This window comes from Alteromonas sp. RW2A1 (assembly GCF_001886475.1).
In the GTDB taxonomy this organism is placed as follows: Bacteria; Pseudomonadota; Gammaproteobacteria; order Enterobacterales; family Alteromonadaceae; genus Alteromonas; species Alteromonas hispanica.
The window spans coordinates 3981579-4006059 of record NZ_CP018031.1 but is presented as its reverse complement, the minus strand read 5'-3'; the positions used below and the strand labels follow the sequence as shown (position 1 = coordinate 4006059).

Genomic DNA, 24481 nt, shown 5'->3' with positions numbered 1-24481 from the left:
CTACTCATTACCTTCTTTATTTTCTTTCTCAGTTAGATACTCTTCAAAAGAAGGGGGAAGCGACAGTTCATCATCCCAATTAGGCATTGTCGGTGTATCTGAGTTTGGCATTAACGACACACCGTCCTGCTGGCGTTTCAGCTGAAGCGCACGAATGTAATTGTACTTTCTATGGCTGATAGAGTTCATTGTGGCGCCGTCGCGAACAATCGTAGGCTTTAAAAATACCATTAGGTTGCGCTTACGCTTGCTGGTAGAGGTGGTTTTGAACAGGTTACCAAGAATTGGAATGTCACCTAGAAGCGGTACTTTTGACACACTTTCTTGAATATCTTCATCTATCAACCCACCAAGTACAATAGTGCCGCCATCATCAACAATAACCGTAGTTTTGATTTCACGCTTGTTGATAGAGATATCTACCGATGTTGCGCCGCTTACGCTTGAAACTTCTTGTTCAATTAGCAGTTGAACTGCATCACCTTCGTTTATTTGTGGAGTGACTTTAAGCTTTATACCCACTTCTTGACGATCTACGGTTTGGAATGGATTTGAATTATTGTCACCTGTTGTTGTACCCGTAATAATTGGAACTTCCTGACCGACAATAAAGAAGGCTTCTTCGTTATCCATTGTGGTAAGGTGAGGAGTAGCAAGAATATTAGAGTTAGTATCTGTACTCACCGCTTGAACAACCGCACCCCAGCCATCTTCAATAATGCCGGCAATCATGCCGTTTGCGCCGCCAAGGAGGCTGGCTAGTGCAGTGAAATCACCTTCTATCGTTTCGCTTGAGGTAACTACTTCGCCGTTTGCCGTGACGTTAGTACGATTTACTTCTCTATCTTCAGCTTGGCGTAGTGCAACACCAAGAGAGCCAACGGGTATAACGCCGTTATTAAATTGTGTGCCGCCGCCTTCTTCTGACACCCACTGCACGCCAAGGGTTGTGCCGTCACCTTCAAATACTTCAACAATAATGGCTTCAACTTGCACCTGAGCGCGGCGAATGTCGAGTTGACGAACCACTTCTTCAAGTGAGCGCATCATATCGGGTTCTGCGGTAATTACGATGGCGTTTGAGTCTTCATGGGCGTCTATACTGACATCGCGATTTGACGAAGAGCGGCGCGAAGAAGTGTTTGTGCTGCCCTGCACTTCGGCTTGGATACTTGCTGATACACCCTGAAGTACTTTTACCATGTCTTCTGCTTTTGCGTAGTTTAGGAAAAGCACTCGGGTATTGCCGTTAGACTCAAGCTCTTGGTCCATGCGTTGAATAAGGGTGATGAGTCGCTGGCGCGCTTTAACGTCGCCGCTCACAATGACGGAGTTCGTTCTGTCGTCTGCTACTACACGTGGGTCAGATTTAGCACCGGTATTTGCTTTACCCTGCGATTTATTAATGCTTTCGATGATACGCACCATCTCAGACGCTGATGCATAGCGTAACTTTACGATTTCAACTTCTTCGTCACCGGCACGGTCTACACGTTCAATTATTTCAACCAAACGGTTAACAACAGCAGCTCTACCGGTCAGCATCATTACGTTTGATGGGTCGTGGCTCACTACATTTCCGCCGCCGGCTTGGTCATTAAGTTGGCGAAGGATGGGGGCTAGTTCTCTAACCGGAACGTTGTAAACAGGCACAACGCGAGTGATGAATTCGTCACCGTCTTGCTGCGCCCCTTCAACCACCGGGATATTTGATGTTTTTGCATCTTTAGAACGCACCACCTTTAAAATGCCGCTTGGCATTTCAACAACAGCAAAATCATAAACTTGCAACACGTTAAGGAAAAACTGGTAATACTGATCTTCGCTGAGCATATCGTAACTACGCACGCTAATTTTGCCGCGTACATTAGGGTCGACAATAATCGTTCGCTCTAAGTTCTTGCCCACGATATTGATGAACTCATTAATATCGGTATCTTTAAAATTAGGCATGTATTCGGCGGCGGTCACCGAGACACACAGAAGCGCTGAACACACCGAAGTGATTAAGCGAGATAATAGTTTTTGGCTTGTGCGCCTTTTCATTCTAACTTCCTTTATTTCTTAATCTGCCTATAGCCGTTGTAGCCACGCTTCTTGCCTAACTGCAAATAATGTCAGTTTGTTATAAGAGTTTTATGACTCAGGCAAGTCGAGATACAGCGTGGTATAACTTCCATCGCGAATAATGGTTAATTCTATTGATTGCGAATTGCGAAGCTCAGATAGCGCCGCCTGCGATTGTTGTAAATCAGTAAGATCTAAACCGTTAATTTGTGAAATAACATCTCCTGATTGAAGACCCGCCGACGCAAACAGCGCAGGTTCTTTGCCGGGACTTACTTGATAACCTATTAATTGGCCGTCTTCCATTTTAGGAGATATCGAAATATAGTCGGTGAAATTAGCGGGGCTGTCTCGCAACGCAGCGGTAGCTTCTAGCGCTTCGCCACTAAGTCTTTGTTCTTCATCATCACTGTTGTTGCGCGCCGGTGAAGGCTGTTGGCGAGCTAGTTGTTCTCGCCTGCGGTTAGCTTCTTCATAATCTATACCGTCTAGCATCAAAGTTTCGTTTCTTACTCCGTTTCTTATAATAACGCGGTCGTTATATACAGTCTGAAGCGTTGCATTAGTACCTTCAATTTTTTCACCTAAACCATAAACGGCTTGGCTGCCTCTGTTTTCAATAATCGCGGTGCCCGAGTTTTTTTCCGTACTTGCAACTACCCCAGTAAGCGTTAAATTCAAGCGAGTTTCTGGAGCGTCTGTTACTTTTTCGATGGTTTCTACTTTGGGGGCGGCTGCGGCATCTCCAAATAGATTAAGCTGTTGTATTTTACTTAGGTTGACCCCACTTCTGCCGTTCGACGTACTCACAGGGGCGATACGCGCTGTGGTAGGTGTCGCAGATAATTGTGGTTCAGGTATAATCTGCCACATAAGTTTGGCTGCGAATGCAATTAAATACAGACTTAGCAGAACCACTACAAGGGTGTGTAGTTGTTTTTGATGCTGGTTCACAAAAACAACCAGGGTTTGTGGATTGGGTTTATTGAATGTCATGCTGCCACTGATGGTACTGCTTTTTAAAATTAAGTTAAATTTTTGGTTAACCGCGCTTTGGCGACCCATAATAGCCTAGTAAAGGTTAGGGTCACAACTCTAGAGCAACACCGTTACGAAATTATTATATGAACCAATCGAATAGCAACAATACAACACAAAGTGTCAGGCTGGACAAGTGGCTGTGGGCTGCAAGGTTCTTTAAAACTCGCGCGATAGCACGAGACATGGTGCAGTCGGGTAAAGTTCACTACAACGGACAGCGGGCTAAACCAAGCAGAAACGTAGAGGTTGGTGCACGGCTTTTAGTTCCCTCGGGCTTTGATAATCGCGACATTGAAGTGCTGGGTGTAAGCGATAAACGGTTGAGTGCACCGCTGGCACAGCAACTTTACGAAGAGACACCTGAAAGTGTAACAAAGCGTGAAGAAAACCAGGCGGCGCGAAAACTCAATGCCTTTCATAGCCCGAAACCCGATCACAGGCCTGATAAAAAGCAGCGACGACAGATTATTAAATTTAAACAGCAGTAACACGCTGTAAACAGGATTATTATGAGCGACTTCGACCAATTACACCGCTTTCTTTTTACTCAAGCTAACGTGCGTGGCGAGCTAGTTCGTCTTAACGACAGCTTAAAAAATATTGTACATAGCTACGAGTACCCCGTTCAGATTCAACAATTGCTTTGTGAAATGGCGGCGGCAACCTCATTACTCACCGCAACATTAAAGTTTGAAGGTGAAATTGCGCTACAGGTACAAAGCAAAGGGCCAGTAAGTTACGCGGTAGTGAATGCGACACATAATCAAACCCTTCGTGGTGTTGCGCGCTGGGATGAGACTTTAGCTACGTTGCCAACTAGCTTTTCTGAATTACTCACTCAAGCGGTATTAGTGATTACCATTACACCAGATGAAGGTGAGCGATACCAAGGCGTGGTAGCACTGGATAAACCCAGTTTGGCAGAATGTATAGAAGGCTACTTTCAGCAATCTGAACAGCTTGCTACAAAAGTTCAGCTGATGACAGACCTTCAAGATGCACAAAATGCAAAAGCAGCCGGTGTTTTGCTGCAAGTATTGCCAGCCGAGGCCGGTGCAACAGATGTGTCAGCTGCCAACGACTTTGAGCACATCAGTAAATTAACGGAAACGTTAAAAGAAGAGGAAATGTTCACGCTGTCAGTTGAAGAAATACTCTACCGCCTGTATCACCAGGAAGAGGTAGAAGTGTATCAGCCGAAACCAGTATCATTTGCGTGCACCTGTTCAAAAGAACGCAGCGCAGAAGCACTTCGACATGTAGAAAAAGCAGAGCTTATTTCTATTATCGAAGAAGAAGGGGCGGTAAAAATGAACTGTCAGTATTGCCATGTTGAGTACCGATTCGACAGGATTGATGTGGAAGCTATCCACAATGGTAATTTTGATAGCCCCTCTACGAATCAGTAAATGTTTTAGAAGTCTCTTAAATTGTACTGCAATTGACCAGTGGTTAAAAAGTGATCACTGGTCAATGTGTTGGTAGTCACTTGCTTCCTCGCTTTTTTCTCTGCATGTAAATCTCAACTTTTTTCAAAATTTTTCCAACGGTTAAGTGGCGAAAAGTGAATATAAATAACGAAGGTAATACCAATTTAATTGTTATATTTGCGGGGAAAACGTTTTTTTGTAATTAAATAACAATATTTGTGAAAGTTAACTCATTTTAATTCGGTTTCGTTCTGGTTTTTGTCTCAATAGGCCTTGTTTACTTTGGGTTTGTCATGGTGGTACTTTTTTGTAAGGCGTTTTGAAATATTACATAAAAGGTAACCACTATGACTGCTGCTGCATCAATTCAAACGGATCTGAAAGTTACACCTCTCACTAACCTGACCTCTGCCGAGCTTATTCAGCGAGCCCTTGAACGTGGCGAAGGCGTTCTCGATAAGAATGGCGCGCTTGTTGTTGAAACGGGTAAGCGAACAGGGCGTTCTCCTAACGACAGATTTATTGTTAAAGAGCCTTCAAGCGAGAATGAAATCGATTGGGGTAAAGTGAACAAGCCCTTCGACGCAGATAAGTTCGATGCATTATGGGATCGCGTTGACGCATTTCTATCATCACAAGAGCACTTTTTATCGCATTTGCAGGTGGGTTCAGATCCAGAGCACGCGATACCTTTAGAGGTTCGTACGCAGACTGCATGGCAGCATGTATTTGCCCGCAACTTATTCATTATTCCAGAGCAGTGGAATACAAGAGACGAGCAGCCTTGGCAAATACTCAATGTACCTGGGTTTGAGTGCGTGCCAGAGCGTGATGGTACGAACAGCGATGGCACCGTAATTATCAACTTTGCGAAAAAACGCGTGTTGATCGCGGGCATGCGTTATGCCGGCGAAATGAAAAAAGCGATGTTCTCGGTACAAAACTTCCTGCTACCTGCAAAAGATGTTCTGCCTATGCACTGTTCGGCAAACGTGGGTGAAGAAGGCGATGTTACTTTATTCTTCGGTTTGTCAGGCACGGGAAAAACCACATTGTCTGCCGATCCAAAGCGCTTCCTTATTGGCGATGACGAGCACGGCTGGGCTCCGGGCAGCGTATTTAACATTGAGGGTGGATGCTATGCAAAATGCATCGATCTGTCGCAAAAAAATGAGCCGGTAATTTGGGGTGCAATCAAATTTGGTACCATTTTAGAAAACGTTGTGCTTGATGAAACACGCACACCGGTTTATACAGATACATCGCTTACCCAAAACTCGCGTGCCGCTTACCCGCTAGAGCACATTGAAAAGCGCGTTGAACAAAATAGAGGTGGTGAGCCACGCTCTGTAGTTTTTCTAACCTGTGATGTTAGCGGCGTATTACCTCCAGTATCTGTGTTGAGTGAAGAGGCTGCTGCCTATCATTTCCTCAGTGGTTACACTGCGAAAGTGGGCTCTACGGAAATCGGTTCTACAAGCGATATCGAATCTACATTTTCTACGTGTTTTGGCGCGCCCTTCTTCCCCCGTCCTGCAAGCGTTTATGCAGAACTGCTAATAAAGCGCGTGAAATCGTTTGGTGCAAAAGTGTTCTTGGTGAATACGGGCTGGACTGGCGGGCCATACGGAACAGGAAGCCGTTTCGATATACCCACTACTCGCGCCATTATCGACGCCATTGTTTCGGGTGAACTTGAAAATGTTGAAACTCAGCACATTGATGGACTCAATCTGGATGTTCCTGTTGCAGTTCCTGGTGTTGATACAAACCTACTTGTTCCTAAGAATACGTGGGAAGATAAAGCACGCTACGAAGAATTTGCGGCTAATTTAGTAAATGACTTCCAGCAAAACTTTGAAAAATACGATGTGAGTGATGCAATCGTTAAAGCCGGTCCAGGAAACTGATACGGTTAAGATTTCTCATATGAAAAAAGTTAGTTAACAGAACTAGCTTAGAGCAGTAGCAAACAAAAACGCCAAGCCCACGCATAGCCGTGGGCTTTTTTTTAACAATTTTTACATTATGAATACGTATGTTTATTTTGTTTGGTATTCGGCCTCGGTATCATCAATATTCCACTGACTTTTTAGTGCGTAGGCAAACGGTCTTTTACCCTGCACCGAGCTTGTACCATGCACTTACACATTTTAAGGTTTGAAAATGTTGAGATCCACCAAGCCGTTTTTGCTTTTAGCTTTGTTATCAGCCTTTTTTAGCTCGTTATTACACGCTGAGATAGTTGGCTATGTGTTAAAGGGAAATACGCTGCATGTGAATACCGACACAAGCGACTTTACCGTGTCTGTTGCGGCAACAAACAGCTTTGTGGTTACCCTTAAAACCGACGATAGTGGCAAAGCATATGCTAATTTGCCAAGTATGGCGTTAGCTCACTCTACTGTAGGCGAAGATATCAACCCTACTGTAGAGGACACCCCTACAACTATTTCGTTGAACTGGCAAAATGCTACCGTCAATATTGATAAAGCCTCCCATCGCATGACGTATCTCATGAACGGGAAGCAAGTGGTGAAAGAGCAAAAAGGCCTATCAGTGCAAGGCGAAAGAATTTCAGCGTCGTTTTCCTTAGATGATTCAGAAAAAATTTATGGCGGGGGGCAGCGCGTTTTAGGTATGGATCGTCGTGGCCAGCAGATGCCGCTCTATAACAAAGCACATTACGGCTACACCACATCGTCAAGTCAGATGTATTTTGGTTTGTCTGCTGTGATGTCTTCTAAGCACTATGCCGTTCTTTTTGATAATACCGCGTCGGGAACCCTAGACATTGGTGCAAGCAATACCAATGAGTTGTTGTTTCAAGCTGACGGCGGTAGGGCTAGTTATGTAATAGTGCTTGGTGAAAGTGTGGCCGATACGGTGCAAAAAACGGTTTCGCTAACGGGTAAGCAGCCGTTGCCGCCAAGATGGCTGTTGGGAAATTTTGCCTCTCGCTTTGGCTATAAAAGTCAGCAAGAGGTAATAGATGTAGTTGGCGCGTTTAATCAGCAAGATATTCCTGTCGACGCTGTGGTGCTGGACCTTTACTGGTTTGGTAAAGACGTTAAAGGCCATATGGGAAATTTACAGTGGGATAATGCTGCGTTTCCAGAACCTGAGCAAATGATAGCGCAGCTAAAACAGCAAGATGTAAAAACTGTGCTTATAACAGAGCCTTTTATCCTCACTTCTTCAGCACAATGGGAAAGTGCGGTATTAAACGACGCCTTGGTAAAAAAAGCGGATGGAGCGCCTTACACGTTCGATTTCTATTTTGGCAATACTGGGCTTGTAGATGTATTTAGCGAGGCAGGCCAAGACTGGTTTTGGCAGTTCTACGAAAAGCTTGCTGCTCAAGGCGTAGCAGGCTGGTGGGGAGATTTAGGCGAACCAGAAGTACACCCAGATGACAGCATTCACCTATGGGATTCTAAACCGGTACGAGCGAAAGCATTACATAACGGTTATGGGCACCAATGGGCAAAGTTGGTTTATAGCAATTTGCGAAAGCTACAGCCAGAAACCCGTCCGTTTGTGCTCATGCGCTCTGGGTTTATTGGAAGTCAGCGATACGGAATGGTGCCATGGACTGGTGATGTAAGCAGAAGTTGGGGAGGACTCGCGCCTCAGGTAGAGTTGGCACTACAAATGAGTATTTTTGGTCTGGCCTACACACATTCCGACCTAGGTGGCTTTGCAGGAGGCGATGCCTTCGACCCAGAACTTTACACGCGTTGGTTACAGTTTGGTGCCTTCACCCCTGTTTTCAGGCCGCATGCTCAAGACAGTATTGCGCCTGAGCCTATTTTCCACCCCGACCCGGTAAAGTCTATTGTAAGGGAGTTTATAAAGTTACGTTACGCCATGTTGCCGTACAATTATGGGTTAGCGTTTGAAAATGCATTAAGCGGTTCGCCGTTAATGCGTCCACTCTCGTACGTTTACTCTGATGATAAATGGTTCGATCATGCCGACAGCTATATGTGGGGCGATGCACTGTTGGTATCGCCGGTCACGCAGCCCAAGCAGTCTCAGTGGGATGCATTATTACCAGAGGGCGTATGGTTCGACTTTTTCTCAGGCGAGCGCTTCGTTGGCGATCAAGAGGTGGCGTATCCTCTGCGGGACGATAACTTTCCCGTTTGGGTAAAAGCGGGCAGCTTTATCCCTATGTCAGAAGGATTGAGCCGCACCGAAGATTACGACCCTTCACGCTTAACCATGCATTACTGGTTTGACAATTCAGTTGCGTCTTCAGGCTATACGTTTTATGAGGATAACGGTAAAAGCCCCCATTCAGTCGACAAAAACACCTTTGCTACTATCGAGTTTAAAGCCTTGCGCAAAGGAAATAGTAGCGTAATGGTGTCGATAAACAGTGATGGTAGCTACATTGGTATGCCACAACAGCGCGAATTTTTGTGGGTAGTTCACGGTTTTGAAGACGCGCCTAAAACCTTGCGTGTCAATGGTAGAAACTCCAATTTCAACTGGAACGAGAACAAGCAAACGCTCACGTTCACAGTGCCATATACCTACCAGCAAGCTGTTGATATTACGATAAACTAAGTCCAAGCCAGTATTGATGTACTGGGTTAACCTTTTATTGGTGAAAAGGGAATGAAAAATTCGGCGACTAGGCCTTGCTGTGGATGATTGCGCAGGGAAACCTCGCCGTGGTGGGCTTCAATGATTCGCCTAATAATAGCCAGCCCAAGGCCGGAGCCTGATGAGTTCCGCGCCTTATCACCTTGAGCAAAGGGTAAAAATACATTGTCTAAATCGGCATGTGGAATACCCTGCCCAAAGTCTCGTACTTTGCAATACACGCGCTTCTCATGGCGGTTGTAAAAGCTGCTAATGGCGATGTCGTCAGAACCGTATTTGAATGCATTTTCAATCAGGTTATCGATAACCCTTTTCATCGCGACTCTTCTTAAAGGCAGCATGGGGAGCGAGTTTAGCTGAAGCTCTATATGATGCTTCTCGTCAAGTTGTCTTGCCTGAACAAGGTCGGCAATAATAGAGTTTAAATCGGTTTCTTGGGTAACTTCTTCAGTGTCATAACGGGCATAATCGATAAATTGATCGATAATGGCATTCATATCTTCAATGTCGTTCACAATGCCGTCTTTAATCCAGTCCTGATCTTCTGGCAGCATCTCCGAGGCAAGCCTGATACGGGTTAGCGGCGTTCTTAGGTCGTGTGAAATTCCGGCTGTCATCACATTTCTATCAGTTTCGAGTTGCTTGATACCCTGATTCATACGATTAAACGCCCGGGTAACCTGAATCATTTCAGTGCTGCCTTGTTCAGGCAAAGGAGAAGGATGTTCGCCTTTACCTACTGCAATAGCCGCTTTTTGTAATGCTGATAGCGGCCGTGTCATTCGTCCTACAAATAACCATCCACCGGCAACGCTCAAAATACCTATCACCATTAAATACATCGTAAGAGGAGAAATGTTGGCTTCATTTAACCCTGAAATGGGAATGGATATCCAAGTGTCAGGGTAGCGATTAAGAGAAATCCACACGGTATAGGGAGCGCTTTCATCACTGGCTTGCGACTCGGTGCTTATGCGAACGTCGGCAAGTTGATTAATGCTTTCACTAATTTGAGAAGACATGAAGCCATAGTAAACAGCTGTGTCTAACCCATTTTTTCGCGCTACGCTTTCATCGAATACATTAACTTGCGTGTCTTTGTAATAGGCTGTGCGAGTGTCTTGATTGCTTACCAATAAGTCGTTAGCTAATACCGACTTTACTTGTGTCGCTAATAAACTATTAATTTGTTGATAGCTAGGCTGTATAAAATAGTAAGTAACGGAAATGTACGACACTATTTGATTAATTAGCAGCAAAACACCAATCAATAAGACAGTTTGTCCAAAAGCACTTTTTGGTGTTATACGCATGCTTGTCTCACATTAACGACTCAATTTAACGACTACACTTGCTCGCCATCGGGCACAAAGACGTAACCTAACCCCCACACGGTTTGAATATAGCGAGGGTTGGCTGGATCTTCTTCTAGCATTCTGCGCAAGCGAGATACCTGTACATCAATACTACGCTCAAGCGCGCTATAGTCTCTACCCCTAGCGAGGTTCATAAGTTTATCTCGAGAAAGCGGCTCTCGCGGGTGAGTAACTAACGATTTAAGCACCGCAAATTCGCCGCTAGTTAGCGTTAAAGGCGTACTGCCAGATGTCATTTCTCGAGTCGCTAAATTTAATGTGTAATTACCAAACTCAATAATCTGCACATCTTTTGACGGTGCACCCGGTGCTTCACTGCTGCGCCTTCGTAAAACTGCCTTGGCTCGTGCAAGTAACTCTCTAGGGTTGAACGGCTTCGGAAGGTAATCGTCGGCACCCATTTCTAAACCAATAATACGGTCTACTTCATCACCTTTGGCGGTAAGCATAATAATAGGTATGTCATTACCCGTTTGACGTAAACGACGGCAAATAGAAAGGCCGTCTTCGCCAGGTAACATAAGATCTAGCACCATCAGATGAAAGTTTTCGCGTTCTAATAATCTGTCCATTTGCTCGGCATTTGCGGCACTTCGGACTTGATAGTCTTGCTCTAGTAAATAGCGCTCTAATAGGCTTCTAAGGCGCATATCGTCATCGACAACGAGAATCTTTGAGGTTTCCTGACCCATGAACATACCCTTGGTAATACATTTGTTTCACTATAACCACAAGGCGATAAATACAAAAGCAAGAAAATGTAAAATGAGGAGGGGGTTTGTTACAAATAGTGTCTAACCGATAAAAAGGGCGAAAAGGGACAAGCACTTAAGGAGCTAAGATCCTAAAGGTCCGCGCTCCTAAAGGTCCGTGCTCCTAAAGATCTAGGCACCTAAAGAACTGCTCTTAGTAGTTAGCGTTATTTAAACGACACCACGTTTAATGCTTTTGTGTCGGCGTTGCCGTTTAGTGTTTCTTTGTATAGCGCGATAATGTTGTCAGTCCCTACATGGGTTTGCTCGAAAAAAGTGTTGTCGACCTTTTGCGCAAACCTCTGCCACGCCATGGCGTATTTCTTGAGAAACACATCGTGTCCCCATTCTTTTTGGCGCAGCTTTACTCTGGAAGGTGCAAAGAAAATTTCTGCATCAAGTAATTTAGGGTTGGGTTTTTCTTGGGCTTCCCAGTCGGTTGCGCCAATGAGTGAAACCTTACTCAACTTATCGCCAATAGCGTGAGTAATGTTGTTAATCAAGGTGCCGTTAGCTGCAAAGTCTAGAAGCCAAAAGGTATCGGTTTTATCCAGTTTTTCCAGTTCGTTGTAGCTAACAACATCATCATAGCAGCCGGTGGCTTTCACCATTTCTACATTAGATGGCGAGGTAAGCCCGATCACTTTATAGGTTGCGCTTCGTTGTTCTTTTTGATCTTTTAGCAGTTGTGCAGTGCCCAGCGCTGTTTTGCTTGATGCACTTGAAAGTAGTAACGACTCGCCTTTAGAGAGCTCTGCCACGTAATCGTCTAGCACGAAAGACGTCATATACAGGGGGCGAAAGTTAAGCTGCCACGCTTCACGGTTTGCATCGTAACCAGGGTCGGCGCTGCAGCGAAGGTATTGGTCGTATACTGGGCTAATACTTTTGCGGTTCTCATGAATATCAGAGAAACCATGAGGCGCTACTTTACCTGCTTTTATCACCCAGTGACTGGCCATAGGCAGGTAGCCAAATACCTTTTCGCCTTCTTGAATATCAGGGTGGCGAGACACTTTCACCGTTGCAAAACCCCACACCGGAACGATGCCATAACCTTCTTCAGCGCGAAAAAATCCCCAGTAGCCCATTTTAAAACCCAGCGCAGCATAGGTAATGTTGTTTGCTGAAAACCCAAAATTGTCTGTTTCCAGAATTAGCTCATCATCGCCAAGTTCTTCGGCATTAAGCGGTACCTCAACCACTTTGGTTTCGTTGAGGTGCTTTTGGTTTAGCCATATTTGAGTAGAAGATATGACAGAAGAAACGATAGGGTTTGAATGTGCTGATGTCATGAAAATTATCCTAAAGACCCGATTTAGGAATACCATGACGCAGTTGAAATTGTATTGCTACTTGTCATTGTTAATATATTGTTATAGAAAATGTATATGCACGCTTTGGTGTGCATCAATCTTTAAAATAACAGTAGGAATTATTCAAAATGAATGAAGGGAAAATGGCCGTCGCTATTAATACCTGTGAATAACTGCTGTAGCGTTATAGCCGGACGAAGAGATCTATTCCTCGTCTGAATTCAACCAATCCATTTGATGCCCTGCGCGGCGCTTTTTGTTTAAAATATCTTCAAGCAATGGAGACAGAATAAGCTCCATAGCAAGGCCCATTTTACCACCTGGAACAACAAGGGTATTAATACGGGACATAAAGGCACCGTCTATCATTTTAAGCAGATAAGGATAGTCTACGTTCTTCATTTCACGTCTAAACCGCACTACTACAAAACTTTCGTCTTGAGTGGGTATTTCTCGGGCGCTAAATGGGTTTGATGTATCTACCGTAGGCACCCGTTGAAAATTCACATGAGTGCGAGAAAACTGAGGGGTAATGTAATGAAAGTAATCGTCTAGCCCGCGTACTATGCTGCTCATTACGGCTTCTCGTGAGTGTCCTCGGTCTGTGGTGTCGCGAACAATTTTCTGAATCCACTCTAAATTTACAATAGGTACCATGCCCACCAGTAAATCGACATGTTTCGCCACATCATTTTCGTCAGTTTTCACGCCACCGTGAAGGCCTTCGTAAAACAGCAAGTCAGTATTTGCTGGTAAATCTTGCCATGGAGTAAACGTCCCAGGCATTTGATTAAATGGTACGGCTTCATCGAAGGTGTGCAGGTATTGTCTGAATTGTCCGGTGCCCGAACTTCCGTATTCTCTGAACACAGACTCCAACAGTTCAAAGTCATTCGCTTTGGGCCCAAAATAGCTGATATGTCGACCTTGTTCCTGTGCCTTACGAATTTCTACTTCCATTTCAGGTCGTGTGAAGCGGTGAAAGCTATCGCCGCCTACCACCGCAGCGTTCACATTTAAATTTCTAAAAATGTGGCGTATGGCGTTGGTCGTGGTGGTTGTTCCCGCACCAGATGAACCTGTTATAGCAATAATAGGGTGTTTGACAGACATAGGATTTCTTGTTGGAAATGACAGTGACTAGTTATAAGCCGATGTGCGATAAGAATCAAGGGTACTGCAAGGCAGCTATTTGACTTTTTCGTGAGTATACCGCACCTTAATGCGCTGTCATTTGACGACACATTTCTACAGGGACCTTGGTTATGTTGCTACTATTAGGTGTGCTTTTCGCTTTATTGATATGCATTGGCGCGCTTTTGTCGTATTCACAGCAAAGTCAGATTACAGCCCTTTCAAATGACATCAAGGCACTTAAGAAGCAACTGGCAACTCAGGATTTTAGTGGGTTAAAGCGCTCTGACTCGCAGGCTCACATCGATAATGCTGGCGATAAGCACAGTAGCGAAAATAAGCATCCCTCCTTTGAACAGCCAAATGGCTCTGAACAGCAAGTAGCGTTAGATACAGAAGACGTTGAGAGCGAAAAAAGTAGCAGAGTGCCGCTTCTGCAGCGTTTCCTTTCAGATGAATCAAGTCTGATGACGTCTATAAAGCGCCACGGTTTATTGTGGCTTGGCGGTGTAGTTCTTGCTGTGGGAGGCGTATTCCTTGCCGTTTATTCGGTTGAGGCCGGATTGTTATCGGCTGAAATACGTGTGCTAATAGGTGCGGCGTTTGGCATTGCCTTGGTAGCTGGCGCCGAATATCTCGCCAGGAACCGAGAAAAATTCAGTATTTACTCTCCCACTATTTGTGCAGCTTTGGCCAGTGGAGGTGTAGTAACTTGCTACGCAATAATTCTTGTCGCCTATGATTTCTATCAGTTTATAGCACCTGTAGTCGCTTTTTTGTTGATGGCGGTAGTTGCTTTCGGCGCTATCTCACTAGCACTAAGATACGGTCCTCTGTTGGCGTCGATTGGCATTGTGGGAGCATATGCAACTCCTGCTTTAATTAAAACAGACGCTAACAGCATTGTCACCTTACTAGTGTTTATTTCTCTAGTGTCGCTCTCGGGCATATGGATTTCTCAGAAAGTGTCGCAGATGTGGCTATGGCGTCTCAGCGTTTTGGGCCATTTTGCTTGGGCGTTTATGGCGCTGACCTATTCCGATAAGGCCGATATTGTGGTTTGGCTTGGGTTTACCGTTTTTTCTGTTTATTTATTCTGTTTCACGCACACACTAGGCTGGTCGCTGCGGGATAAATTTAATGAGACCTTATCTCTTAAAGAGCTAATAAAACCTTCACGGGAAATGGTGGGGGTGTTGTTATCTTTTATTTTATTGCATACCTATTTGGTGTTTTATGCAGAAGATATGCACATTTGGTTGAGCGCTGCCGTTTTAGGAGCATTATTGCTGCTGCCATCTTATCGACACAGCATATTTGATAGCTGGCCGTTTCTTTTGCTTGTTGCTACGGTGGGTCATGTGGTGATGCTAGAAGATATGTTTATCATCGAGGCTATTACAGGGCGCGCCTCTGGAAACGCGGGACGCATTACTGATATCAACACAGTATTTTCAGGTGTTTATCTGTATGTGCAAATTGCAGCACTTGCTATAACATCTTATGTCGCGCTTATGGCGCACAAAACGCAGCGTCCAGCGTTTTGGATTTACATTGTCGCCTTTCCTATCACATTATTCGGTGTGAGCTATGCACTTACTGCCACATTCGCCCAGCAACTTGTGTACAGTGTTTGGGCCTTTGAGCTGGCGCTTTTAGCCATTTTGAGTACATGGGTGATATTCAAGTCGCAAAAACTAGCGCAGCTTACTTACGCAGTGCTCGCCAATGCCTGTCTTACGTTGTGTTTAACTATGTTGTTAGATGCCGCAGTGCTGTCGTTCGCCCTAGCATTGCAAGTGGCTAGCATCAGCGTATTGAGTCTTCGCTATAAAGTCAGCTTGCCAGATTGGCTTTATAAAGTGCTGCTAGCCATTGTTATGGTGCGTATTACAGTGGCTCCTTGGCTTGCAGACTACGCATACGAGTCTATATTAGGCGTGCACTGGACTGCCGTTATCTATCCTTTCATTTTCTTATCATTACTTATTGCTAGGAAGTACAACCCTTCAGATAGCCTAAAGATATGGTTGGAAGGGGCATTACTTCATTTAGCTGCGCTGTTTATCACTACAGAGCCAGGCTATTACCTAACAGGCAATTACCCCAGTGTTTTTTCAGCTACCTATCAAGAGAGTGTACTGTTGGCACTTGGTTGGGTCGCGCTTTCTGGTGCATATTATTACCGAGCATATATTGCCAGTACCATGACAGTGTTATACCGCAATGCCGCCCTCGTTCTGCTTATCGGTGCAGGTATTATCCACACAGATATAAGTATTAAGCACAACCCTTTTATATACGCGCAGCCTACGGGAGATGGTGCCGTTTTTAACTGGTTGCTGCTTCAGTGGTTACTGCCTGCTGCAATAATAGGTTGCATACTTTCTAGCGTGCTGCAGCGTAGAGTTTTAGGTTCGTTAAATGCACTATCTTCATTAATCAGTCAACAGCTTCGTATTGGCTTAGGTGCCATTGCCGGTGGTTTTGCATTTCTCTATGTAAACAGTGTAATTCGCGGCGCTTTTCATCAGGCCAGCATTATTTTAGATACTGGATTCACTCAACCTGAGCTTTACACCTACTCTATCTGTTGGCTTGTTATCGCAACCACCACCATATTTATAGGGCAAATAAAGCAGCGTGTTTTAGCAGTAAAGCTTGGCTTCGGTTTATTAGCTGTGGTGATCTTAAAAGCGTTTGTTATTGATATGGCAAATCTCGAAGGATTATATCGTGCGCTTTCCTTTATCGGACTAGGTCTAAGCTTGGTTGGCATTGGTTGGCTGTTCCAAAAGCTGCGTGGCGACGCTGAATTGTCTGGCGCATGAGTTTTTATTTTCTTATTATATTTTAGTGGTTTAGCAATGCGACACAGGGGTGTCGTATGACAAAAACAGATGATTTACTGTCCTGTCGCATTAGTGCCGTTTCACTTACTCGCTATTTCCGATGAAATGCGCTGGCATTGAAGCAAAGGAGAACAATCATGCAAACAAATGAAGTTATAAAACAATCGCTAGTATCAAGAAGAGAACATATGAGTCAAGTATCGCTAAATAATGGGTATTGGTTTTATTTCGACCACGAGGGTAATGATATCTCTATGTGGGGCTCGGTGTTTAGCGGTAAGGAAAAAGTGTCTTTCAATAACGAAGTGGTATCGTCGTTTAGAAATTTAAGCAGCACGAAAAGTGAGCATGCGTTTACTAAAAATGGTCATGAGTATCTCGTAAAAACACACATGACTCATGTTTTACGTGGTGAATTAAAGGTCACTCTTTTTTGTGACGGGAAAGAAGTGGCCAGCGAAACGCTATCGCAATTGGAAAAAGGAAATTTACTGAAATCCTTTTTCAGTATGGATAAGCTTTTATTCGTAGGGTTAATTGTGGGCTTTCTTTGCGGTTATTTAGGCTTTATGAGTTTCTCCGGATAGTATTATGACGCAAATAACAATGAGGCAGGGGCTCTGGTGTCACTTGCAACACGAAGGCCACGATATAGCGGTACACTGCAGTTTATGGTCGGGGAAAGAGGTTGTGTATGTGGACGATCACCCTGTATCAGAACATCGCAACTTGTTTCGATTTACAGGTCGACACGCGCTTAGGCTAAATGACCAAGATTATACTCTCGAGGTGGAAGTGGAGAACCCTTTCACTTACCGTACAGAGGTGCGCCTAAAAAAAGGTGCACGTACTGTGCAGCGAGAGTCTACCTCTATGCTTTCTCGCGATAATTCGCTTGTTAAAAACATCGCGGTCATTGCCGGTATAGCCGCTTTGGGGGCGGTGTTTGGTTATTTTGCAGTTATGCTATTTGCAGGGTGAAATAACAAATGGAAGTTAGAGGCGATATTGTAAAAGAGATGCGCATAGAGCGAGCGTGGACCCAAGCGCAGCTTGCAGAGTTATGTGACGTAAATTTACGCACCATTCAGCGAGTGGAAAACAAAGGGAATGCATCGCTGGAGACCATAATGGCCTTATGTGTAGCCTTTGATGTAAAGCGTCAGACATTATTTAAAGTGCCGGAAATAACAGAAGTAGAGCCAGCACGACAAAATCCAGTAAAAGCGTACTTATTTATTTTTATCTGTGGTCTTGTGGTCTTGTGGTTGGTGGTGGAGCCAGTACAACAATTTTAGCGCTGCTCTAAAGTCGATTGGTGTTAACGACATTATTTGGATTGGTCATCACTTGAACACTCTTTATAAAGAACAAGATCAAATCTGACAGTCTCTAGTGTACGTAAACCGGAAGTTGATTATTTATTACTTAATGGACCCAAAGAGCTAGTTTCTGCTCAAAATATTGACATATTGAGAGTTAAATGCCTGTCTACGTATACGGTCGTAGCTGCCTTCCCCTATATTCAGGAAAACGACCCAATCGCGCGTTTTTGTCCTCTACGTATTTAGCCCTTATTAAGCGTGACCTCTGTACTCTTTGACTTTCAGTAAACTCTGAATGATGGCACTATGGATAAAAACGAGCACATGCTCGGAAGAAAAACGCGCAATTTGCGCACTACTAAATTGTTATATGCCATAAGAATGCAATGGACATAAATTTCCCCAAACACAAAAGAGTCGCGCATTCAATGGCCCTTTTCGTATTGCCTGCTTTTTGTGTACTAGTTGGCTTAGTTTTTATGGGCGTAAATCTGTGGTTATCAGTTTTTCTATCTTTCTTGGCTGTTGGAGTTACGTTCTTTTTGAGAATATATCGCTATAGGCGACATCACTCAAAATTCTTAGACTGTTTCGGAAAAAGCATCAAAAATTCATATTTTTATCAGTCGGAATATGCAATTGGAGCAGTTCCTTTTGAAAATAAGTTTCTATCATGCTCTGCTAGGATAGATGGAGATAATTTGTTGTTCGGGCGGTCTAGACATTTTAGGTCAGTCGAATTGGGGAAAATAATTGATATAGAAATACTCCAATGCTTGGGGCACGAAGTAGCAAAGCTAGAGATTGAAGACAGCAAAGACAGTCGTCCACTATTCATTCCTTGGTCTCCTTTATTGGCAGAAAAGGTAAAATTCAGCAATGGCATATAACAAGCAAATAATGGCACTCGCTGTCGCTCGCTGGGACGCAAACACGTGCGCGGCTTCGCCATTATTGCACACGTGTTTACGCCCCATATTTGGAAGTTAGGCGTCAAGTTGCACCGCGTTGCGCAATGCGCTACACTCGTGCCGTGATTAAGTCATTTAAACATAAAGGCCTGAAGCTCTTTTTCGAAAAAGGGAAAACCTCAGGCATACAAACTAAGCATGCGAAAAAACTTCGTATGCAGTTAGCAGCAATTCATACCGCACAAAATATTGATGACATTAATCTACCTGGCTTTTCTCTCCATCAACTCAAGGGAGAAAGATCTAACATTTGGTCAATATCAGTTAACGGTAATTGGAGAGTAACTTTTGAGTTCACGGATGGTAATGCTTACATCTTAAATTACGAGGATTATCACTAATGAATATGCATAACCCACCACATCCAGGTGAATTTATTGAGTCTATTTACATGGAGCCACATGGTATAAGCTGCAGAACACTCGCTACCCATCTTGGTGTTGCAGCTTCAACATTAAATCGTGTCGTAAAGGGTAAAAGTGCAGTAACGCCAGAAATGGCCTTAAGGCTATCAAAAGTATTGGGACGCAGCCCAGAAAGTTGGCTTAGCATGCAAGACAACTATGAACTTTGGCAAGCGAAACAAAACATTAACTTGGATAATGTGCAGCCAATAGATCTGCATGCCGCCTAACAAAAAATAAAATCACTCGCTGTCGCTCGTTGAGACGCTAACACGCAGGGCCGCTTCGCTATTATGCCCTACGTGCCATCGCCCCTTATTTAAAAGTTAACTTTCAAGGAGGATTATTCATGTTTAAGGTTGTCATTTTCTTTGCTTTATTAATGTCTGCAGGGATATGTACCGCAGATAGTTTAGATGAATCAAAAAAAGCAGATTTATTGAAAGCGCCGACATCTGAAAGATGGGTGGATCTATCTTTTGACATCACTGAGCTTGGTGATGTCGCTAATATTAAGGTAATAAAATCTACTCATCAGGGAATGTTGGATAAAGCAGCTATAAAAGCTCTAGGAAAATGGAAGTATAAACCTAAGGTTGTAGACGGAGTTGCAGTGGTTCAAAAAGATATGAAGGTTAGGTTGGAATTTGATATTGAAAATGAAAGTTAACAAGGAAATTTAAGCAAACATTCCCAAGAGCGGGCAACGCCGCTTAATTTGGTGTTATGTTATTGAAAGGAATCGTTAAAATGAATAGAAAATTAGCCTTATTTTGCTGCATGCTCGCGGTTACTCAGTATCTTACCGGTACGTTGATTTACAACTTTTCGGGATTAGCGATAAACTCCTTCAGATTTACGGCTGTATCTTATTCGGCGCTTACAGTCATCTACCTTCCGTTTCTCATATACCAAGCATTTAAATTAAGTTTTGCTAGCTTTTCAGCTCTAGCGCTCACATCTACAGTTTCTATTTTTCTCGGGCACGTTGCGTCATTTATCATTACCGGAAGCTTGATGACATTAACCAATTACATGTTTGACTATGCTTTAGTCATAGTATTGAGTATCTTCGTTTTGTGGCTATATCGTGCTTTGCGTAAAATATGAAAAAAAATTATGACACTCGCTAGTGAAAAGTTAACAGGTAAATTCATAGCCGCGATTTAAAAACCTTAGGAGAGTATTAGAATGGATGATCTTATGAGTAAAACAGAAAAGAGTAGTAGTCAGCACCAGTATACTAACGTGAGTGTGCTAACGGAGTATTTATGCGCATAACCCAAGCTCTTCTTCTTTCTTCTTTAATGTTTTTAAATGCTTGTGGTTCAAATAGCGACCCAGAGACCCTCGTAGATGACGGCACGGAAAGCAATAATAATGGTAGTCAAACTTCCCCTGAAATAGTCGAAGTTAATGTGGATTTTGTGGACTCCTATTGGTTGCCAGGGGGAAGAACCTATGTTTCTTACCAAGACTCTCTAGCAATAAGCCACAATGCAGGAATTAGTCTTTTGGATATCGGCAGCTCCGGATTGGTAGAGACAGAAGTGCAAATTACTGCTTCTCTTGCAAATAATTTAGCGGCGCTGACAAATGACCGACTTGGAATATTAGGTCTAAATTCTGTGAGTATTCAAAGTTTAGAGGGGAGCCTATTAGATACTGTGTATTCTACTCAACCATCACCCAATTTAAGTGCAACGATATTTGCGTCTTATGGAAATTGCGTTTATTGGGTAGACAGAGGAACTTCTGGCGAGTCTCCTGATACGCTTAAGGAATTGTGTATTAGTGAGGAAAGCGGGAGTACCGAAGTAGAAAGATATCAAACGAGCAACTACATAGATAACATCTTTCCACTTCAAAGCGGTGAGTTTGTTGTATTCGAAGGATTATCAGGAAACAGATATATCAAATTGTTTAACTCTGAATTTGAACTGAAAGACGAGTATTCTACGACTGAAGAGATTTATGGCAGTGATATCGAGTACAGAGATGGTTTCATCTTTTTTACCGGATTTTCATCTGTGTGGAAAATGAGTGTCGACTCGAATGGTTTAGGAGAACCAGTAATTTTCCAAGAACCAGCTAGTCCATCGGTAGTAAATGCAATCAACAGGATCTCTGTCCACAATGAAGGTGTTTTTATCGCTAACAGCAACTTCATATACTTTTATCGACTTTCAAATGACGAAATCCAGAATACATATAAGATTGATGTAGTAGACACAGTTGAAGGGGTATTTGTCTATCAAGATTTTTTGATCGTATCTCATGAAAATAATGTTGGTATAAAAATTTATAAGATTAGTGATTTTTAAACTTAAATAGACACACATTGCAACTAACAGCTAAAGCTTAGAACAAAGGCGTTCAAGCATAATTTTGCGCAGTAAGATGTGCTACTTTAATGCGTAATTTCTGACATTTTTTGTATAGCGGTGAGCCAGTGAGATATTGAGAATACACAGATGTGTTTGGTTCTCTCCACCTTTCGTTTGCAGATGAATGACGTGAGGATACTAGTGTTATAGTGGAGGGGGAACCTGTGCTTAATAGCCGCCGGGCGCTGACTCTGCCCCTGATGCGTTGCAGACCTAATCACAGGAAAGCGAAGGTCCGCTGTTTGTCTCAATCGGCCTTTCAGGTGGTAACTAAATCAATAAATGAAGGTGTAAAATCAGATATGAGCCATTGCGTCTTAAGCTGCGTCTAAAGCCATCTTTAGCTGTCTAATCAATGAATGAGTCAATCAATTAAAAGCCCAGCGCCTTTCATTCATCTTTCGACTTACCGTTGTGATGGTGTCGCAGCAAGCGAATGATAAGGCGTGCTTCTTCTTCGTCTAAATCAAGTAAACCTCGTACTCGTTCAATGTGATGTATGTCATGTTCACTGAGCACACCATCATCTAGTGCACTTCGAACAGTGTCTTTGAACCGGTCTCGTTTAAGCTGCATCTTTCCTGTATAGCTTGAAGATAAAATGCCCGCAGGTAAGGCGTAAAAGCAAATACCCATTACGGTAATAAAACCACCAAATATCTTACCTAGCGAAGTGATGGGAACTGCATCACCATAGCCCACCGTGGTTAAAGTCACCAAAGCCCACCAAAGCGAGGCGGGAATGCTGCTAAATACCTCGGGCTGGGCGTTGTGTTCAATGTAGTAAATGCAGGTGGCAGCAATTACGGTAAATAGCATTAGTACACTTAGCGCAGCGACAAGCGAATGGGCTTCGCTACGCACTACGTCTACCAGAGTTTGGATGGAGCGAGAGTAGCGTCCTATCTTCAATATTCTTAACACTCTGAAAACCCGTAAAATGCGTAGGTCGAGCATAAAGAACATACTGAGGAAAAACGGCAGAATAGCCATCAGATCGATAATCGCCATTGGGCTTTTTATGTAGTGCCAGCGCTTTTGCCAAGGCGCCCAGCTTTTTGCAGAGCCAATGTGGTGAGTGGTTTTGTCACTCAAATTAGGGTTTTCGGCACTGCTATAAACACGCAGCACGTACTCTGCGCTGAACAAAATAACCGAAACAATTTCAATAGTGTGCAGTTTTGTTAGCCAAGCCTGAGATATGTTGGGAAGTGTTTCGATCATCATCGCAGCAATATTGACAGTAATAATGACAACTAAAAAGAAATCGAAAAGACGACTAGCCTTTTTAAAATGAGCGGCTTCAGAGGCTGGCGCGAGTATGTGATAGCAGGCTTGTTGCAATGTCATTATTAGTTAACTTAGTGAATGCTATATCATCATTCATTGTAGCGAGAAACCAGATGATTTGAATAGATAAAGAAAAAGCGAATTAGCTTTTACTAATTCGCTTTATTGACTTACTTTCAAGGCACAACCTTATTTGGTGGCCTCATTTAATTCAAAGGTTGGGTTAAGCTTTCGCTTCTCTTGCTATCGCTCGATGAGCTATATCAGTACGATAGTAAACGTCTTTGAATTGAATAGTATTTAGCAACTCGTAGGCTTTTTGCTGTGCTTCGGTCACACTGTTGCCAAGTGCTGTTGCACAAAGCACACGACCACCAGCGGTTACTACTTTGCCGTCGCTAAGTGCCGTACCGGCATGAAACACTTTGCCGTCTAGCTTGTCTGCTTCGTCAAAGCCAGTAATCTCGTCACCTTTCTCATAGCTACCTGGGTAACCGCCTGCAGCAAGCACAACACCTACTGACGCACGAGGGTCAAACTCGATAGTTTGCGTGTCTAACTCTCCTTTACAGGCTGCTAGGCAAAGAGGGACAAGATCTGACTGCAAACGCAGCATAATGGGCTGTGTTTCTGGGTCGCCAAATCGACAGTTATATTCAATCACTTTTGGCGTGCCGTCAGCCATAATCATCAGGCCAGCATATAGAAAGCCCACGTAGTCATTTCCTTCAGCCGCCATGCCATTGACTGTTGGCATAATAACTTCGTTCATAACACGGTCGTGAATAGCTTGAGTGACAACTGGAGCAGGAGAATATGCGCCCATACCGCCCGTGTTTGGACCTTTGTCGCCGTCAGCAGCACGTTTGTGATCTTGACTGGTCGCAAATGGCAGCACATTTTTTCCATCTACCATAACGATAAACGACGCTTCTTCACCATCTAAGAACTCTTCAATTACCACGCGGCTACCTGCTTCGCCAAAAGCGTTACCTGCTAACATATCACGAATGGCAGCTTCGGCGTCTTCAAGAGTCATGGCAACAATAACGCCTTTCCCTGCTGCTAAACCGTCGGCTTTTACTACGATAGGCGCGCCTTTTTCGCGTACGTAGGCAATGGCTGGGTCAATTTCAGTGAAATTCTGATATTCCGCAGTGGGTATATTGTGACGAGCAAGAAAATCTTTGGTAAACGCTTTTGACCCTTCAAGCTGTGCTGCAGCTTGTGTAGGGCCGAAAATAGTTAAGCCTTCATTAGTAAACGTATCAACGACACCTGCCACTAGCGGAGCTTCCGGACCAACAATGGTAAGTTCAACGTCGTTACCTCTCGCAAAAGAAACGAGACCTGCGATGTCGCTTACATCAATAGGTACATTCTCCAGCTTAGGCTCTGTTGCCGTGCCTGCATTTCCAGGCGCGACAAAAACTGTTGAAACTTCAGAAGACTGCGCTGCTTTAAATGCTAGCGCGTGTTCGCGACCACCGCCGCCAATGACAAGTACGTTCATTCACTATTC

The 24481-nt window shown here is 43.8% G+C and carries 21 protein-coding genes; 13 read left to right on the top strand and 8 right to left on the bottom strand.

Translation table 11 applies throughout. The annotated features are described in order from the left end of the window. On the bottom strand, nt 1–2046 hold the full coding sequence (gene gspD / locus BM528_RS17640) for a type II secretion system secretin GspD (protein WP_071980962.1): 2046 nt from the start codon (nt 2044–2046) through the stop codon (nt 1–3). Between the two features lie 90 nt (nt 2047–2136). Then, the gene (gspC, locus tag BM528_RS17635) at nt 2137–3063 is read right to left on the bottom strand and encodes a type II secretion system protein GspC (protein WP_071981397.1); all 927 of its coding nucleotides are present in this window, start codon (nt 3061–3063) and stop codon (nt 2137–2139) included. Between the two features lie 128 nt (nt 3064–3191). Between gspC and hslR the strand changes: the two genes are divergently transcribed. From hslR to BM528_RS17615, 4 genes are all read left to right on the top strand, one after another. Further along, nucleotides 3192–3596, top strand: a complete 405-nt coding sequence (gene hslR, locus BM528_RS17630) for a ribosome-associated heat shock protein Hsp15 (protein WP_071980961.1) — start codon at nt 3192–3194, stop codon at nt 3594–3596. A 21-nt stretch (nt 3597–3617) separates the two neighbouring features. Next, the gene (gene hslO / locus BM528_RS17625; protein ID WP_071980960.1) at nt 3618–4517 is read left to right on the top strand and encodes an Hsp33 family molecular chaperone HslO; all 900 of its coding nucleotides are present in this window, start codon (nt 3618–3620) and stop codon (nt 4515–4517) included. Between the two features lie 368 nt (nt 4518–4885). Beyond that, nucleotides 4886–6448, top strand: a complete 1563-nt coding sequence (locus BM528_RS17620; protein ID WP_071980959.1) for a phosphoenolpyruvate carboxykinase — start codon at nt 4886–4888, stop codon at nt 6446–6448. Nucleotides 6449–6704: 256 nt separating this feature from the next. Further along, the gene (locus tag BM528_RS17615) at nt 6705–9113 is read left to right on the top strand and encodes a TIM-barrel domain-containing protein (protein WP_071980958.1); all 2409 of its coding nucleotides are present in this window, start codon (nt 6705–6707) and stop codon (nt 9111–9113) included. A 26-nt stretch (nt 9114–9139) separates the two neighbouring features. Here the strand turns inward: BM528_RS17615 and envZ are convergent, their stop codons facing one another. The 4 genes from envZ to BM528_RS17595 all read right to left on the bottom strand — a co-directional run bounded on the left by envZ (nt 9140) and on the right by BM528_RS17595 (nt 13709). Continuing rightward, nucleotides 9140–10465, bottom strand: a complete 1326-nt coding sequence (envZ, locus tag BM528_RS17610) for a two-component system sensor histidine kinase EnvZ (RefSeq protein ID WP_071980957.1) — start codon at nt 10463–10465, stop codon at nt 9140–9142. A gap of 32 nt (nt 10466–10497) precedes the next feature. Further along, nucleotides 10498–11220 carry an osmolarity response regulator transcription factor OmpR gene (ompR, locus tag BM528_RS17605; RefSeq protein WP_071980956.1) on the bottom strand — a complete coding sequence of 241 codons (723 nt, stop codon included), beginning with the start codon at nt 11218–11220 and terminating at the stop codon, nt 10498–10500. A 227-nt stretch (nt 11221–11447) separates the two neighbouring features. Beyond that, nucleotides 11448–12575 carry a DUF2855 family protein gene (locus BM528_RS17600; protein WP_071980955.1) on the bottom strand — a complete coding sequence of 376 codons (1128 nt, stop codon included), beginning with the start codon at nt 12573–12575 and terminating at the stop codon, nt 11448–11450. Between the two features lie 225 nt (nt 12576–12800). Next, nucleotides 12801–13709, bottom strand: a complete 909-nt coding sequence (locus tag BM528_RS17595) for a phosphoribulokinase (RefSeq protein ID WP_071980954.1) — start codon at nt 13707–13709, stop codon at nt 12801–12803. A 152-nt stretch (nt 13710–13861) separates the two neighbouring features. Here BM528_RS17595 and BM528_RS17590 point away from each other — a divergent pair, with 152 nt between their 5' ends. The 9 genes from BM528_RS17590 to BM528_RS17545 all read left to right on the top strand — a co-directional run bounded on the left by BM528_RS17590 (nt 13862) and on the right by BM528_RS17545 (nt 21606). Next, nucleotides 13862–16561 (top strand): DUF2339 domain-containing protein, encoded by a 2700-nt coding sequence (locus BM528_RS17590; RefSeq protein ID WP_071980953.1) that lies wholly within the window; start codon nt 13862–13864, stop codon nt 16559–16561. 158 nt (nt 16562–16719) lie between these two features. Beyond that, nucleotides 16720–17169, top strand: coding sequence for a hypothetical protein (locus BM528_RS17585; RefSeq protein WP_071980952.1), 450 nt, complete (start codon nt 16720–16722; stop codon nt 17167–17169). Between the two features lie 4 nt (nt 17170–17173). Further along, nucleotides 17174–17563, top strand: coding sequence for an immunoglobulin domain-containing protein (locus BM528_RS17580; RefSeq protein ID WP_071980951.1), 390 nt, complete (start codon nt 17174–17176; stop codon nt 17561–17563). Nucleotides 17564–17571: 8 nt separating this feature from the next. Next, the gene (locus tag BM528_RS17575; RefSeq protein ID WP_071980950.1) at nt 17572–17880 is read left to right on the top strand and encodes a helix-turn-helix transcriptional regulator; all 309 of its coding nucleotides are present in this window, start codon (nt 17572–17574) and stop codon (nt 17878–17880) included. Nucleotides 17881–18647: 767 nt separating this feature from the next. Continuing rightward, entirely contained in the window at nt 18648–18797 is a 150-nt protein-coding gene (locus BM528_RS18595) for a hypothetical protein (protein WP_156844089.1), read from the top strand. Nucleotides 18798–18940: 143 nt separating this feature from the next. Beyond that, the gene (locus BM528_RS17565) at nt 18941–19219 is read left to right on the top strand and encodes a type II toxin-antitoxin system RelE/ParE family toxin (protein ID WP_071981396.1); all 279 of its coding nucleotides are present in this window, start codon (nt 18941–18943) and stop codon (nt 19217–19219) included. Beyond that, nucleotides 19219–19512, top strand: a complete 294-nt coding sequence (locus BM528_RS17560; protein ID WP_032095616.1) for a HigA family addiction module antitoxin — start codon at nt 19219–19221, stop codon at nt 19510–19512. The genes BM528_RS17565 and BM528_RS17560 overlap by 1 nt, the downstream gene beginning before the upstream one ends. A gap of 119 nt (nt 19513–19631) precedes the next feature. Next, entirely contained in the window at nt 19632–19952 is a 321-nt protein-coding gene (locus BM528_RS17555; protein WP_071980948.1) for an energy transducer TonB, read from the top strand. A gap of 601 nt (nt 19953–20553) precedes the next feature. Further along, entirely contained in the window at nt 20554–21606 is a 1053-nt protein-coding gene (locus BM528_RS17545; protein WP_071980946.1) for a hypothetical protein, read from the top strand. A gap of 453 nt (nt 21607–22059) precedes the next feature. Here the strand turns inward: BM528_RS17545 and BM528_RS17540 are convergent, their stop codons facing one another. Together BM528_RS17540 and purD are read right to left on the bottom strand one after the other, a co-directional pair. Further along, nucleotides 22060–23019 (bottom strand): ion transporter, encoded by a 960-nt coding sequence (locus BM528_RS17540; protein WP_071980945.1) that lies wholly within the window; start codon nt 23017–23019, stop codon nt 22060–22062. A 163-nt stretch (nt 23020–23182) separates the two neighbouring features. After that, entirely contained in the window at nt 23183–24472 is a 1290-nt protein-coding gene (purD, locus tag BM528_RS17535) for a phosphoribosylamine--glycine ligase (RefSeq protein ID WP_071980944.1), read from the bottom strand. Between the last annotated feature and the right edge of the window lie 9 nt (nt 24473–24481).